The following is a 15,166-nucleotide window of genomic DNA, read 5'->3' on the forward strand; positions in this document are numbered from 1 at the left end:
TACGACGCGCCAGCGGCGGCCCACCGGATCCGCCCGGCGCGGCAATCGGCGCCCTGCTGCTCGACGTCTCCTCGCCGGTGCGGGATGAGTGAGTGTCACTCGCGTCGGGACGGCGAGGTGGGGACGCACCATTCGATGGGGCGGCAGGTCTGCCCTGTCCCGAGGTGGAGGCAGCGACATGGAAACCTGCACGGCGGTTCGGCACAGCGTTGCGCACCGGTACCGGATCGGAGCCGTGATCGGCGAGGCGCTCGGCCGGAGGCCGGTCCGATGAACGCACCGGAGGCACGGCCCTCTTCGTCGGGCGGGCCTGAACGGCGGAGAGATCTCGTGGCGCGCCTGGGGACCGGAGCGGCCTTTCTGACGCTCGCCTCCGGCGCTCTGGCCTTCGCCGTCATGGGCGAACAGGCCCGGGCCCTGCGATTCCTGCTGGGGATCGTGCTGCTCCTGGCGGTGACCCGCCTGGTCGTTCCCGGGCCCTACGAAGCCGCGTTCTCCGTCACCGTCGCACTGTCCCTGTGGTGCGACACGGGGCAGTGGTACAGGACGGTTCCGCATCTCGACACGGCGGTCCACTTCCTCCTGTCGGGTACCGGTTGCGTGATCGTGTTCTTCGCTCTGCTGCGGCTCGGTGGTCCCGCCGTCCGCGCGGGCGCCGTCAGCGCCCCGCGATGGGTGCTGACGCTGTGGGTGGCGTGGATCGGCCTCGCCACCGCCGCAGTGTGGGAACTCTACGAGTGGGTGGTGGAGGAGCTGGCGCCCCGGTCGATGCGCGTCGGCTACGACGACACGATCGCCGACCTCGCCGCCGGACTGGCCGGATGCCTCCTTGCGGGAGCGGTCCTCGCGTATGCGACGCACGGTCGGCTGCCCCGCGACGAGTAGTCATCGGGCCCGCAGGTTGTGCGGCGTACGCCATACAGCTCACAGACACGTTTCCCGTACGGGAAAGGCGGCTACCCAGCAGGCGCGGTGGTGGGCCGGCACACCACCGGGACCGAGCGCTTCGGAGGGGCCATGGCAGAGCTGGAACATCGAACACGGCAGCAAGCAGGCGATGGTTCCAGCAACGCACGGATCCGTACGGGCAGTCGGTTCCGGATGATTCTCACCACGACCGATCACAAGACGATCGGCAACATGTACCTTGTCACGTCGTTCGGTTTCTTTCTGTTCGCCGGAATTCTGGCGATGCTGATGAGGGCCGAACTGGCGCGGCCGGGAATGCAGATCGTGAACGCGGACCAGTACAACCAGTTCTTCACGATCCACGGCACCGTCATGATGCTGCTCTTCGCGACACCGACATTCGCCGGATTCGCCAACGCCGTCATGCCTCTGCAGATCGGCGCCCCCGACGTCGCCTTTCCGCGGCTCAACGCGCTGACCTACTGGCTCTTCCTCTTCGGCGGGCTGATCGTCGTCTCGGGTTTCCTTCTCCCCAGCGGTGCCGCGTCCTTCGGGTGGTTCGCCTACGCACCCTTGAACAGTTCCGTCCGCTCCCCCGGCGCCGGCGGCGATCTGTGGGCCATGGGGCTGGTCCTGGCGGGCATCAGTACGACCCTGGGGTCCGTGAACTTCATCGCCACGATCATCAGCCTGCGCGCTCCGGGTCTGACGATGTTCCGGATGCCGATCTTCACCTGGAACATCCTGTTCACCTCCATCCTCGCGCTGCTCGCCTTTCCCGTGCTGGCAGCGGCTCTGCTGGCCCTGGTGGCGGACCGCAGGTTCGGCGCGCACATCTACGACCCGGCGGCCGGCGGTGCGTTGCTGTGGCAGCACCTGTTCTGGTTCTTCGGCCACCCCGAGGTCTATATCGTCGCGCTGCCCTTCTTCGGCGTGGTGACCGAGATCGTCGCCGTGTTCAGCCGCAAGCCCGTCTTCGGGTACGTGGGCATGGTCGGGGCCACCATCGCCATCACGATGCTCTCGGCCGTCGTCTGGGCGCACCACATGTTCGCCACGGGGGCGGTCCTGCTGCCCTTCTTCTCGCTCATGTCGTTCCTCATCGCCGTGCCGACCGGTGTGAAGTTCTTCAACTGGATCGGCACGATGTGGAGAGGCAGTCTCTCGTTCGAGACCCCGATGCTCTGGGCCGTCGGGTTCCTCGTGACGTTCCTCCTCGGCGGTCTGAGCGGTGTGCTCGTCGCCTCACCCCCGCTGGACTTCCATCTCACGGACAGCTATTTCGTCGTGGCCCACCTGCACTACGTCCTGTTCGGCACGATCGTCTTCGCCATGTTCGGCGGGTTCTACTTCTGGTGGCCCAAGATGACCGGCAGAATGCTCGACGAACGTCTCGGCAAGATCCATTTCTGGACGCTGTTCATCGGCTTCCAGATCACGTTCCTGGTCCAGCACTGGCTCGGTGAGATCGGAATGCCCCGCCGTTACGCGGACTATCTCGCCGCCGACGGATTCACCGCGCTGAACACCATCTCCTCGATCGGGGCGTTTCTGCTGGGTCTGTCCACGCTGCCCTTCCTGTACAACGTGTGGAAGACCCAGAAGTACGCGCCGAAGGTGACGGTGAACGACCCCTGGGGATTCGGCCGGTCGCTGGAGTGGGCCACCTCCTGCCCCCCGCCGCGGCACAACTTCGACGCGCTCCCCCGGATCCGGTCCGACTCCCCCGCCTTCGACCTGAACCACCCGCGGACCGTCGAACTGCGGCCTGCCGATCACGCGGTGACCCGGCCGACCCCGGACACACTCGGAGGCCAGAGCGAATGAAATCCGAGGCCTATATGTTCGCAGGCGTCGCGCTCTTCTTCCTGATCACCGATGTCGCCTACATCTGGTTCGCACGAGAGCCGGCCGGGATCGCGGCGCTGACGGTCTCCTTTCTGATGTCGGCACTCATCTCGTTCTTCTGCGCGGCGAACTACCGCAGGAAGGGCAAAAGGCCCGAGGACCGCCCGGAGTCGCGGATCCAGGAGCGCACCGGCGCGCTGGACTTCTTCCCGCCGCACAGCGCGTACCCCGTCCTCATCGCCCTGGGCATGGCTCTGCTCAGCCTCGGCATCGTCTACGGACTGTGGCTGTTCCTCATCGGTCTCGGCATGACCGGCGCCGGGGTGTTCGGCATGACCTTCCAGTTCGCCGCACGGGACGACTGACGCGCCGGCGTCCGTCGCCGGCCGCTACTTCTCCTCCGCACCGACGACGGGGTCGTTCATCTTCTCGGTGATCTGGACCCGTTGCTCGGCCGTGGCCGGCATCTCCACCCGGTCCCGGTAGTACCAGCGGCTCAGCAGGCTCCGGAGACGGGCCCTCCGTGCTGCCCGTCCGTCCGGCGGGGCCAGCGGCTCGGGAACGTCCCGCACCAGCGCGCGGTAGCGGCGCTCCGCGTCGAGCGGCTGGTGGACCTCGCTGATTCCGCCGTACACGCTCTGCCGCACCCGGCCCGTCTCCTCTCCCTCCTCCATGAGCTCCCGCTCATGCGCCTGGAGTGCCAGGCAGATCCGCTTCGTGATCATGAAGGCGATCACCGGGCCGGCGATCACCGCGACTCTGAGGATCCACGTCAGTGCCTCCACCGGCACGCGGAAGATCAGGGCGACCACGTCGTTGCCGCCCGCCAGGAGCAGTACGGCGTAGAAGACGACGGCCCCCACTCCCAGCCCGGTACGCGTGGGACGGTCCCGGGGCCGGTCGCAGAGGTGATGTTCCATCAGGTCGCCGGTCACCCATTTCTCGAAGTAGGGGTACATGTAGAGGACCGAGAAGAGCAGACCGGGAAGCACCACCGCCGGGACGAAGACGTTCCACATGATCGTGTGTCCGGCCACCTCGTTCTCCCACGGAGGCATCAGCCGCATCGCGCCCTCGAGGAAGCCCACGTACCAGTCCGGCTGTGAATCCGTGGACACGTGGTCGGTCCGGTAGGGACCGTAGTTCCAGACGGGGTTGATCTGGGCCACCGCACCGAGCCAGGCGCTGACGCCGGCGACAATCAGGCTCAGGCCGGTCGACTTGGCGATGAAGTGCGGGAACATCGGCTGCCCCACCACATTGCGGTTCGTCCTTCCGGGCACCGACCACTGCGTGTGCTTCAGATACACCACCAACAGCAGATGGACCAGGACCAGGGCGATCAGAAGGCCGGGGACGAGGAGCACATGGACGATGTACAGCCGCGGCAGGATGGACTCACCCGGGAAGGCTCCGCCCCACAGGAAGAAGTTCAAATACGTTCCGACGACGGGAATCGAGGTGACGATCGTGTTCGCGGTGCGCAGGCCGGTTCCGGACAGCAGGTCGTCGGGCAGCGAGTAGCCGGCGAAGCCCTCCAGCAGAGCGAGCAGGAACAGCGTCACACCCACCATCCAGTTGATCTCCCTGGGCCGGCGGAACGCGCCGGTGAAGAAGATCCGGAGCATGTGAACGCCGAGGGCGGCCACGAAGATCAGAGCGGCCCAGTGGTGCATCTGCCGGATCAGCAGGCCGCCCCGCACGTCGAAGCTGATGTGCAGTGTCGACTCGTACGCGTCCGAGACGAGCACGCCCTGCAGGGGTCCGTAGGAGCCGCGGTAGGGTTCCGTCTCCATGCCGGGGTCGAAGAACAGCGTCAGGTAAGTACCTGTCAGCACCAGCACGACGAGGCTGTAGAGGGCCAGTTCGCCCAAGAGGAACGACCAGTGGTCCGGGAATGCCTTGCGCATCAGTCCCTTGCCGGCCTCGGAGACGGGTGCACGGCGGTCGACTGCGATGTATCCGGCACGGGCTGCCTCATGTGCCTTCTCTTCGAGCATTCGCCTGCGTCTGCGGAATAGCACCCGTCAACTCCTGTCCCTCGCGAGCGGAACCGCACGCCGTGCGTCCTCGGAACCGCACGGAAGTACCCGCACTATGCGATCCGAATCGGAGCGCGGGCCCGCATTACGCAGAACAGGGGCACGGCTCCCGGGGGACGGCCCGGGGGCGGCGAGCGCTCTTCGCTGCTGTCTCCGCCGGATCGGCCGGGCCCGGAGGAGTCACGGCGGACTCCCCCGTCGGAGGTACGCCGGAACCGCTCGACACATCGCGCGGGGGCAGCCACTGCGTGGCAACCTTCCGCGGGTCCCGGCTCACGCTTTGATGCTGGGGACCTCCGCCACGCTCGCCCGCGAGCGCCCTCATGAGAGGACGTCCCCATGGCTTCCACCGTCGTCATCACGGGAGCAAGCGCCGGGATCGGCCGGGCGACCGCCCGGCTCTTCGCCCAGCGCGGGGCGGATCTGGCGCTCCTGGCACGCGGCGAGGCAGGTCTGCGCGCCACAGCCGCCGAGGTAGAGGAACTGGGCGGCCGGGCCCTGACGGTGCCGACCGACATGGCGGACGACGCCCAGGTCGAGGCGGCCCGCCGCCGCGGCGGAGGCGGCGTTCGGTCCCATTGACGTCTGGGTGAACGTGGCGTTCACCTCCGTGTTCTCCTCGTTCGTCGACATCGAGCCGGACGAGTACCGTCGCGTCACCGAGGTGACCTACCTGGGGCTCGTCAACGGGACCCGCAGTGCTCTGAGGCGGATGCTGCCCAGGGACCGTGGCACCGTCGTCCAGGCCGGATCAGCGCTCGGTGAACGTTCGGTCCCCCTGCAGTCGGCCTACTGCGGCGCGAAGCACGCCATCAACGGCTTCACCTCCAGCATCCGCACCGAACTGCTGCACCAGGGCAGCAATGTCCATGTCACCGTGGTCCAGATGCCCGCCGTCAACACACCCCAGTTCTCCTGGGTCCTGTCCTGGCTGCCCAAGCACCCTCAGCCCGTCCCGCCGATCCACCAGCCGGAGGTGGCCGCCCGGGCGGTGCTGCATGCCGCGACCATCCGCGCCGCAAGCAGTACTACGCCGGCGCCTCCACAACGGCCACCCTCTGGGCGAACAGGCTGGCCGCTCCGCTGCTGGACCGCTGTCTGGCACGGACCGGCTTCGCCTCGCAGCAGAGTGACGACAAGCCGGCGGAGCACCGCACCAGGAATCTGTGGGAGCCGGCCGACGACAGCAGCGACTGCGGAGCGCACGGGGTCTTCGACGACCAGTCGCGCACCCGTTCGAGGCAGGCGCTGCTGACCCACCACCCACGGGCGGCCGGAGCGGCGGCCGCCGCGGGTGCGGCGGCCACGCTGTGGTGGGCGACGATCCGTCGTCGTCGCTGAGACGGCGTGGCCCGGCCTGCTTCCTCTCCGGCCGTCGACACCGCACGGCAGAAACTCGCCTCGATGCGGTTTCGCCGGGACGAGGAGGGTTAGTCGTTGCCCGGGTCGGAATGTGCTGCGGACGACAAGCCCTCGACCTGCGTGGAGGTGTGTACCCCGTGAAGGCGACGCTTTCCCTGGGGCGGCCGGCGGGGGTCCGGGTCGGTGTGCACTGGAGCGTCCTGGTGATCGTCGTGGTGCTCGGTCTCGGGCTGGCGGGCCGGCTTGCGGAGGTCTATCCGGGCCGGCCGGGGTGGGTGTACTGGCTGACGGGTCTCGCCGCCGCGGTGGTCTTCCTGCTGTCGTTGCTGGCCCATGAACTCAGCCATGCCGTCGTGGCCCGCCGCAACGGAGTCGAGGTCGGCGACATCACCCTCTGGCTGCTCGGCGGAGTCGCCCGGTTGCGGAGCGAGTCCCCCTCCCCGGGGGCGGAGCTGCGGATCGCCGGCGTGGGACCGCTGGTCAGTCTGCTGCTGGCCGTCGGCTTCGGTCTGGCGGCCGGGCTGGCCGGGATCGTCGCCGGAGCGGGGCTGCTGGTCGAGTCGCTGGCCTGGCTGGCGGGCATCAACCTCGTACTCGCCGTCTTCAACGCGCTGCCCGCCGCCCCGCTGGACGGTGGCCGGCTGCTGCGGGCCGTGGTCTGGCGGAGGACCGGCGATCCCCTCCGCGCCACCGCGGTGGCGACCGGCGCGGGCAAGGCCCTCGGCTGGGTCCTGATCGGAACCGGCCTGTACCTGGTGTTCCTCGGGGCCGTGTTCAGTGGGTTCTGGCTCGTCGTCGTGGGCTGGTTCCTCACCGCCATGGCGACCGCCGAGGGCGGCCGGGCGAAGCTGCGGGAGTTGCTCAGCGGCGTTTCCGTACGGCAGGTGATGAGTACCGGGCCGGTGGTCGTACCCGCCTCGCTGAGCGTCCGTGAGTTCCTCGCGGACCCGCTCTACCGCTACCGGCACTCCGCCTTCCCGGTGGTGGGCCCCGATCAGCGCCCCGTCGGCCTGGTGACGGTCAAGACCGTCACCGGCCTGCCGGAGGAAGAACATGACGCGCCCGTCACCTCGGCCATGATTCCCCTCGAGGACATTCCCACCGCGCGGCCGGGCGATCCCCTGGTGCACCTCCTCACCGACCTGGACACCAGCCCCGCGCACCGCGCTCTGGTCTTGGAGGACGGGCGGCTGGTGGGCATGATCACCAGCTCCGACATCAGCCGTGTCACGACCTGGCTGGCGTCCTCGGCCGCCTGGCGCTTCAGGGCCTTCTGAGCCTGTGAGCGAGCGCGGCGGGCATCGTGGTCGCCGGCGACCACGATGCCCGTCCGCGCGCTCTTCAGCGGACCACGGGGCGCGGCCGGCTAGGGAGTCGCCACCATGGAGTGGCTGGACGTGAAAGCGTCGAGCTGTGCGGTCGTTGCGCTGTACAGCACCTTGGTGGCCGTGGTGGCGGCGTCGAGGACGACCTTGGCGGGCAGGTTGCTGGTGATGTGGTTGGCCGCCAGATAGTTGTTGTCGCCGCTCTTGACCAGCACGATCGTCGGGTCGGCGCCTGCCGGGGTGATGTTCTGGGCCGGCACGGAGAACGAGAACTGGTTGGAGGTCACCGTGTTCCCGCTGCCCGCGATGTGCACCAGGCCGAACTTGTCGTCGAAGCGGTTGCTCGTGCCGTCTCCGTGGACCCGCCGGAAGTGGTTGCTCGCGATCAGGTTTTCGGAGCTCCCGTTCAGCAGCGCGATCATGCTCGGGAAGTTGCTCAGCAGCTTGTTGCTGGTGATGGAGGCCCGGTTCACGTTGTGGAGCGTGATGTTGCAGGCCCACAGAACGGTGTTGCCGGATATGTGCGGTCCCTCCGCGTTCTCGGCGAAGATCGAGTAGCCGCCCCAGGAACTGATGAGGAAGTTGTTGGTGATCTTGGCGACCTGGGACGCTCCGGTCAGCTCGATGCAGGAGCCGCACTCGGCGATGAAGTTGTTGGTGATGCTGGGAGCATCGGCACCCTTCACGATGATCGCGTGCTCCAGGTACACGAATCCCATTCCCTCGATCCGGACCGCGTCGTTGTCCGACTGGAACGAGATCCCGGTCTTGGAGTTGCCCGGCGTGTAGGGCTTCGTGGAGGACACGCCGTCGATGCAGAAGTCCTGGAAGACGATGCTGTTCAGCCGGCCGACCGTGGCGGGCGCCCCGGAGCGGCTGACGAGGAACGCCTCCTGGTGGCCGTCGGTGTTCTTGACCCGGATGTGGCTGGCACCCGGCAGCGTCTCGACCCAGGAGCCCGTCGGCGACTCGTCGCGGATCGCTTCGGACAGGAAGCCGTGGCCGGCTCCCTTGATCTGGAGGAAGCCGATGTCGATGACGACGCGCGTCAGCAGGTCGTAGTGGCCCGGCGGGATGTAGACGACCGCACCCGGTCTCGTGGTCTGCGTCGTCTGCTTCGACTTGATGTCGGCGATGATCTGGTTGATCACGGCACCGATGTCCACATAGGGGGAGACCGTCGCTCCGGTCCATGTCGTGACGTCGTACACGGTGTCTGCCATGGTGTTCCTTCCTCGGGTGGTCGGTTGGAGTTCCTTGACGACGCCGGTCAGAGAAGGCCGACGATGGAGTGGTACGGCGGGTGCGACGGAGGCGGCGCCACGGCCGGTGCCGTGGCCGTGGCCGCCTGGGCCGTGCCCTGCCGTGCGGTGTTCACGAACGCCGCCGAGGCCAGAGCGGCGGTGAGGCCGGCCAGCACGCCGCGGCGGGAGATCTGCGGCTTCCTTGGGGTCATGTCGGCTCCTGGACGAGACGAAGGGATCGGTGGGCGGTGGGTTCCGGAGGGAGCACCCGGGCGTGCGCGGCGGGGCGCTGTCGTCGTGTCAGCGGATCGCGCCCGCCGTCATGCCGGAGATGACCTGTCGCTGGAAGACCGCGTAGATCACCAGCTGCGGGACGAGCACGAGGACGGCGGACGCCATCATGGCCCCGTAGTTGACGCTGTAGACGCCCTGGAACTGGGAGATTCCCAGCGAGATCGTCGTCAGCTCCGGATCGTTGATCAGCGTCACGGCGAACGGGAACTCGTTCCAGACGTAGATCACGTTGAGAATCGCAAGGGTGGCCACGACCGGGCGCATCAGGGGGAACACGACGTGCCAGGCCATCGACCAGAGCCCCACCCCGTCGATGATCGCCGCCTGCTCGATCTCCTCCGGGAACTCCCGGAGGAATCCCGTGAGAAGCAGGATGTTGAAGGGGATCGAGACGGCGATGTAGGGCAGGATCAGCGCGGCGTGCGTACCGAACAGGCCCAGCGCGATGTCCAGTCGGTAGACCGGGAAGAGCAGGATGTAGACGGGTATCGCGAGGCCGGCGAGGAAGTAGTACTTCATGGTGTTCTGCACGCCGCGCCTGCCGCCGCGGAAGACCATCCGGGTCAGCGCGAAGGCGGCCATGTAGGACACGGCCAGGCCGATGGTCACGGAAAACACCGCCAGGATCAGCGTGTTCTTGTACATGAGCATCAGGTCGAGGGTTTCCAGGGCCTGCCGGTAGTTGGTCAGGCCGAGGCCGGACAGCGAGAACGGGTTCGCCAGGATGTTCTCGTTCGTCTGGAAGGACAGCAGCGTGATCCACAGGAGCGGCAGCAGGATCACGAAGGTGACGAGGTACGCGACGGCCGAGGCGATGACGCGGCCGCGACGCGGAGACCGGGCCGGGCGGTGCTCGGCCTGCGACGCTGTGTTCCGGGTGCTGGTCGTCTTCACGCCGCCGCCCTCCTCTTGACGCCGAACAGCGTGGCGACGGTGGCGAGGACGCCGATCACGAAGACCACGACGGCCAGCGCCATGCCGTAGCTGTACTGCAGGGTGGTGAAGGTGACGTAGTACATGTAACTGACCATCACTTCCGAGAGGTGCACCGGGCCGCCGCCGGTCAGTGCGTAGACCAGCTCGAAGATCTTGAAGACGCCGGTCACGACCAGGGCCGTGCAGATCCCGAACGACTGCCGGAGCATCGGCACGGTGATGTACCGGAGCTGCTGGAAGCGCGAGGCGCCGTCGAGGGTGCTGGCCTCCATCACGTCGCGGGGCAGCATGCGGATCGCGGCGTAGAGGATGGTGACGATGAATCCGATCTGCTGCCAGAGGTAGACGAACGCGATCGAGTAGGGGCTGAGCGTGCTGCCCCCGATCCACTGCGGCTGGACGGCGATGCCGACGGCCTGCAGCAGCGCGTTGAGCAGGCCTATCTTCGGGTCGAGTATGAAGATCCAGATCAGCCCGACGAGAATCGGTGCGACGATCGCCGGCGCGAAGACGAGCGGCCTGAGGATCGCGCTTCCCTTGACGTTGCCGCTGAGCAGGACGGCCATGAGGAACGCCAGCGGCACCAGAAGGGTCACCGCGATGCCGAGGATGATGCCGGTGTTCTGGACCGACGTCGTGAACACCGTGTCGTTCGCCATCGCGCGGTAGTTGTCGAGACCGGTGAACGTCGCCGGTGAGACACCGTCGTAGCTGGTGAAGCTGTAGTAGAGGGAGTACAGGATCGGGTAGACCATGTACCCCGTGTAGAGGAGCAACGCCGGCGCGATCATCAGGGTGAAGCTGCGGCGTGTGGTGAGCCAGTTCATGCTGTCCTTGCCATTCGGGCCGACGGCCGGGCCTTCTCGCGCCCGCGCGGGCGGCTGCACGAGCCGTTGCGCGGTGCCTTTGCGCGCGGCCTTTGTGCTGGGGCTTTGCGCGGGCGGCTGCCGCCGGCTGCGTCGTGCCGTCGGCTACTTGAGGGTCCGCTGGACCAGCTGCACAGCTTCCCCGGGCTTCATCGCGCCCGACATGACCCCGTAGAAGCTGTCGTACATCGCGTTGGCCGTCTTCGCGGGGACGACCAGGTCGGGTTGGGCCGCGGGGCTCGAGAGCTCGGGCCTGGCCGCCTCCTCCAGCACGGCCCAGAACACCGGGGACTTGCTCCTGTCCACGGCCGGGACGTACGTCGTGACGGGCGGCTGTGCGTTGTCGACCAGGATCTGCTGGCCCTCGTCGCTGTAGTAGAACTGCAGGAACTTCTTGACGGCCTCGTACTTCTCGGGGTCCTTCTTCACCGCGGCGGAGGCGACGAGCGGTGCGGAGGGAGCGTTCATCACCAGGTTCTGGTTGCCGACGCCGTCGGAGAAGGTGGGGCCGGCCCAGAAGCCGACGTCCTTGCCGACGAGGCTCTGCTGGATCTTCGCGGCTTCCCAGACACCGGAGTCGAGGAAGGCCGCCTGGCCGGCGGTGAAAGAGGCGACGGCCTGTGTGTAGGTCTGCGTCGACATGTTGGGCGGGAAGGCCCCGGCGTCGGCGAGCTCCTCGACATGCTTGTAGAGGCGCAGGAAGTCGGCGTTGTCGTAGCTCTGCTTCTTGTCCAGGATGGCCTGGTACTTCTCCTCGTAGCCGAAGCGGTCCAGCATCGTGAGGAACGCCCAGACGCTGAACGAGGAGTTGTTCGCGCCCTGTGCCATGGGCACGACGCCCGCGGCCTTCAGCTTCTTGACGGCGGCGAGCAGGTCGTCGAACGTCTTCGGGACCGGGATGCCGTGCTCGTCCAGGATGGCCTTGTTGTAGTAGAAGCCCGTGATCAGTGCCTGGTAGGGAACTCCGTACTGGGTGTCGCCCTGTTCGAAGGCTTTGAGCATGTTGGGCGCGAACTTGGTCTCCAGGTCCTTCTCCGCCAGGACCGGCTTCAGGTCGAGCAGGTCGCCGTTCTTCGCCATGGTCTTCGCCAGAGCGTCGTAGACCCAGAACACTTCGGGGAGCGTGTCGCTCTGCGCGGCGATCGTCATCTGCTGCTGATGCTGTTCCATCGGGCGCCCGAGGAGCTTGACCTTCATCGTCGGGTTCTTCGCGTTGAACGCCTGGACGAGCTCGTACGTCGCGGGGTCCTGCTCCTGGATGTTGGGGTTGTGCATCGCGAGGGTGATCAGCCCCTCGCCGGACGCTCCCCCGGGGCCGGTCCCGCAGGCCGTCAGCATCGCGGCCGCCATGACCGTCGCTGTGACACTGCTCGCGAGGCGCAGGGTCCGCGGCGAGCCCGGCCTTCCGGCCTTGTGTGTCATCGTTGACATAGGTGCACCTTTCGCCGGCATCGTTCGATGCGCGTCTGCTGACTCGACCACGACGGGTTGCCCGGACCGGCTACGCGAAGTGTCCCTTTGAGGGACAGAGGGTTCACATCGCGGGACCCGGTGACCTCGGGGCAAACGTTTCGATGAAAGATACTCGGGCGGTTTCCCGTGTCAAGGTTGTATGCGGACCAGATCTCCTCCGAAGCAGTGCTCCTGCCCTGCGCCTTGCTGTGCATGGTGGGGCGAGCCGCGCGGCGGACGTGAGGCCGTTGACTGGGCCACTCACCCGTGCCATCGTTTCGTAAACGTTTCGATGGCGATAAGGCGGAAATCAGGCAGTGGCAACAATCGTCGACGTCGCACAGCTGGCGGGAGTTTCCACGTCCACCGTGTCCCACGTCCTCAACGGAACACGTCCGGTCCGCGACGACACCCGCGCACGCGTCGAGGAGGCGATCCTGGCGACCGGATACCGGCGGGACAGCGTCGCCCGCGCGATGCGCCGGTCGCGCACCGACTCGGTCGGTCTCGTCGTGTCGGACGTGACCCAGCCCGCGTTCGCCGAGATGGTCCGGGGCGTCGAGCACGAGGCGGCCGCCGCCGGTCACACACTCCTGCTCGCCAACTCGGGAGAGGACCCGGCGCGGGAGCTGCGGGCACTGCACGCACTGACCGAGCGCAGGGTGGACGGACTGATCATCGCCCCGGTGGGCCGGTCCCATCGCAAGGAGATGGCGGACATCCAGCAGCGCGGGACCCCGCTGGTCCTGATGGACCGGCTCGGCGGGGTCCGCGCGGACCAGGTGGGCGTGGAGAACGCGGCCCCCATGCGCGACGTGGTGCTGCACCTGGTGGAGCACGGCCACCGGCGCATCGCGCTGGCGGGCGGCGACGCCGCCGTCTCGACCGTCGCCGAGCGGCGGCAGGGGTATCTGGAAGCGCTCGCCGAGGCGGGCATCGAGGCCGACGACTCTCTCGTGCTGATGGGCAGTGGTCTCGCGGCCGCCGTCCGCGAGCAGGCGACGGCGCTGTTCACGAGGGCCGACCCGCCCACGGCCGTGGTGGCCGTGAGCACGGAAGCCGCTGTCGGAGTGCTCGAGGCGGCGCGCGGCCTGGGCCTGGGAACGCCGCACGACTTCGCGTTCGCCACCTTCGACGGATTCCCCAACGCCGACCTCTTCCGGCCCCGGATCAGCACCGTCACGCAGCCCGCGTACGAGATCGGCAGTACGGCCATGCGGATCCTGCTGAGCCGCCTGGAGGACGACACGTCGACCAGCTACCGCTCCGTCCGGCTCGTGCCCGAGATCACGTACCGCGAGTCGTGCGGCTGCCCCGAATGATGCCGCCGGCTGCCGACGACGACTGACGACGGCGGCGGCTGACGACGGCGACCGACGACGCGCCGCGGGCTGGATTCGCCCGGGAGACGGCCGGCCGGTCCCGGGCGCACGGAGGCGCCGTGAGGGTCCGTCGGGCGGTGCGCCCGGTGTCGGCCCGATGCGGCCGGGGCGGCGCCTGGCGTCGGCGACCGCCGGACGAGAGGGGCACAGGAGCCGTCCGCCGGTTTGCCGCTCCGCCTCCGTCACGTGCTTCCACCCCGCCCCACTTCCGGTTCCGCCGCAGCTCGGAGCAGCTTCGGCGGTCTCTTCCGTTTCCCCGGCGCAAGTGGCCCGGCCGCCGGAAAGTTGGGCCATGCACCTTCTTGACACCCACCGCATCGCGTGACAAGAATCAGCGCAATCGTTTCGCGCAAACGTTTCGATAGAGAGGAATGTGCGTGACCACCATCGTCGATGTGGCACAGCTCGCCGGGGTGTCCACCTCGACCGTCTCGCACGTCGTGAACGGGACCCGCCCCGTCGCGGACAAGACCCGGGAGCGAGTCCTGAAGGCCATCGAGCAGAGCGGATACCGGCAGGACACCCTCGCCCGCTCGCTGCGCCGGTCACGCACGGACTCCGTCGGTCTGATCGTCTCCGACGCCGGACAGCCCACGTTCGCCGACATGGTCCGGGGCGTCGAGCACGAGGCGGCCAGGGCCGGATACACCTTGCTGCTCGCCCACTCGGGAGAGGATCCGGCCCATGAGGCGCGTTCGGTACGGGCGCTCGCCGCCCGCCGGGTGGACGGCCTCATCGTGGCACCGGCCGCGCGGTCGACGGGTGCGGAGACGGAAGCCGTGCGGCGCGGCGGTACGCCCGTGGTGATCCTCGACCGGCTCGGCGCCCCCGGGGCGGCCGACCAGGTCGGGGTGGACAACACCACGCCGATGCGCGAGGTCGTGGAGCACCTGCTCGCCCACGGGCACCGCACCGTCGCCCTGGCCGCCGGGGACCTCGCCGTCCCCACCATGGCCGAGCGCCATCGCGGCTACATGCAGGCGTTCGGGACGGCGCACGCAGCGCCCGATCCCGAACTGGTCATCACCGGTTCGGGGCTGGCCGCGGAGACCCGTGCTCTGGCCCTGCGCATGCTCGGCAGTGCTCGGAGGCCGGAAGCGGTCGCCTGTGCCAGTACGGAAACGGCCGTGGGCGTCATGGAGGCCGCCGCGGCGCTCGGCCTGAGGATCCCGCAGGACCTCAAGCTGGCGGCCTTCGACGGATTCCCGCAGTCCGGGCTCTTCGAGCCCCGTGTCACCACCGTCGTCCAGCCGGCCTTCGACGTGGGCACCACCGCCATGGCTCTCCTGCTGCGGCGGGTGAACGGCGACACCCGCGGGGAGGGCGAGGTCGTCCGCCTCGAACCGCGCGTGGTCTACCGCACCTCGTGCGGGTGCGGCCCGGCATAGCCCGTCCGCCGGCGGCGCAGGCAGCCTTGGCCTTCCATCGGCCGGGCGGTGGAGGAGCCCCGACCCGTCTCCACCGCCCGGCATCGGAAACCGGCATCAGAAACCGACGTCAGAGACC

At 68.2% G+C, this 15,166-nt stretch carries 12 protein-coding genes and 1 pseudogene; 7 read left to right on the forward strand and 6 right to left on the reverse strand.

Features of this window, described 5'->3' with window-relative positions; translation table 11 throughout:
• Window positions 1-330 precede the first annotated feature (330 nt).
• The 3 genes from OGH68_RS00930 to OGH68_RS00940 all read left to right on the forward strand — a co-directional run bounded on the left by OGH68_RS00930 (window position 331) and on the right by OGH68_RS00940 (window position 3,122).
• A complete protein-coding gene (locus OGH68_RS00930) occupies window positions 331-885 on the forward strand; it encodes a hypothetical protein (RefSeq protein WP_264241326.1) in 555 nt (184 codons plus the stop codon).
• Between the two features lie 132 nt (window positions 886-1,017).
• Window positions 1,018-2,736: a cytochrome c oxidase subunit I gene (gene ctaD, locus OGH68_RS00935; RefSeq protein ID WP_264241327.1), complete on the forward strand. Its 1,719-nt coding sequence runs from the start codon at window positions 1,018-1,020 to the stop codon at window positions 2,734-2,736.
• Window positions 2,733-3,122 carry a cytochrome c oxidase subunit 4 gene (locus OGH68_RS00940; protein WP_264241328.1) on the forward strand — a complete coding sequence of 130 codons (390 nt, stop codon included), beginning with the start codon at window positions 2,733-2,735 and terminating at the stop codon, window positions 3,120-3,122. Before ctaD ends, OGH68_RS00940 begins: the two co-directional genes overlap by 4 nt.
• Before the next feature lie 24 nt (window positions 3,123-3,146).
• Here OGH68_RS00940 and OGH68_RS00945 read toward each other — a convergent pair whose 3' ends face one another.
• Entirely contained in the window at window positions 3,147-4,757 is a 1,611-nt protein-coding gene (locus OGH68_RS00945; protein WP_264241329.1) for a cytochrome b, read from the reverse strand.
• A gap of 381 nt (window positions 4,758-5,138) precedes the next feature.
• On the opposite strand from OGH68_RS00945, the pseudogene OGH68_RS00950 reads away from it, so the two are divergent.
• A pseudogene (locus OGH68_RS00950) lies at window positions 5,139-6,140 on the forward strand (SDR family oxidoreductase).
• A 158-nt stretch (window positions 6,141-6,298) separates the two neighbouring features.
• Window positions 6,299-7,438 (forward strand): site-2 protease family protein, encoded by a 1,140-nt coding sequence (locus OGH68_RS00955; protein ID WP_264241330.1) that lies wholly within the window; start codon window positions 6,299-6,301, stop codon window positions 7,436-7,438.
• An 89-nt stretch (window positions 7,439-7,527) separates the two neighbouring features.
• Here OGH68_RS00955 and OGH68_RS00960 read toward each other — a convergent pair whose 3' ends face one another.
• From OGH68_RS00960 to OGH68_RS00980, 5 genes are all read right to left on the reverse strand, one after another.
• Window positions 7,528-8,709 carry a NosD domain-containing protein gene (locus tag OGH68_RS00960; protein WP_264241331.1) on the reverse strand — a complete coding sequence of 394 codons (1,182 nt, stop codon included), beginning with the start codon at window positions 8,707-8,709 and terminating at the stop codon, window positions 7,528-7,530.
• 47 nt (window positions 8,710-8,756) lie between these two features.
• Window positions 8,757-8,942 carry a hypothetical protein gene (locus tag OGH68_RS00965; protein ID WP_264241332.1) on the reverse strand — a complete coding sequence of 62 codons (186 nt, stop codon included), beginning with the start codon at window positions 8,940-8,942 and terminating at the stop codon, window positions 8,757-8,759.
• A gap of 88 nt (window positions 8,943-9,030) precedes the next feature.
• On the reverse strand, window positions 9,031-9,918 hold the full coding sequence (locus OGH68_RS00970) for a carbohydrate ABC transporter permease (protein ID WP_264241333.1): 888 nt from the start codon (window positions 9,916-9,918) through the stop codon (window positions 9,031-9,033).
• Window positions 9,915-10,787 (reverse strand): carbohydrate ABC transporter permease, encoded by an 873-nt coding sequence (locus OGH68_RS00975; RefSeq protein WP_264241334.1) that lies wholly within the window; start codon window positions 10,785-10,787, stop codon window positions 9,915-9,917. The genes OGH68_RS00970 and OGH68_RS00975 overlap by 4 nt, the downstream gene beginning before the upstream one ends.
• A gap of 144 nt (window positions 10,788-10,931) precedes the next feature.
• Complete coding sequence (locus tag OGH68_RS00980; RefSeq protein WP_264241335.1) at window positions 10,932-12,257, reverse strand: ABC transporter substrate-binding protein; 1,326 nt, start codon at window positions 12,255-12,257, stop codon at window positions 10,932-10,934.
• 338 nt (window positions 12,258-12,595) lie between these two features.
• Here OGH68_RS00980 and OGH68_RS00985 point away from each other — a divergent pair, with 338 nt between their 5' ends.
• Together OGH68_RS00985 and OGH68_RS00990 are read left to right on the forward strand one after the other, a co-directional pair.
• Window positions 12,596-13,600: a LacI family DNA-binding transcriptional regulator gene (locus OGH68_RS00985; RefSeq protein ID WP_264241336.1), complete on the forward strand. Its 1,005-nt coding sequence runs from the start codon at window positions 12,596-12,598 to the stop codon at window positions 13,598-13,600.
• Between the two features lie 437 nt (window positions 13,601-14,037).
• Window positions 14,038-15,048 (forward strand): LacI family DNA-binding transcriptional regulator, encoded by a 1,011-nt coding sequence (locus tag OGH68_RS00990; RefSeq protein WP_413470914.1) that lies wholly within the window; start codon window positions 14,038-14,040, stop codon window positions 15,046-15,048.
• The last annotated feature ends 118 nt before the right edge of the window (window positions 15,049-15,166 follow it).

The organism is Streptomyces peucetius, assembly GCF_025854275.1.
Taxonomy (GTDB): Bacteria; Actinomycetota; Actinomycetes; order Streptomycetales; family Streptomycetaceae; genus Streptomyces; species Streptomyces peucetius_A.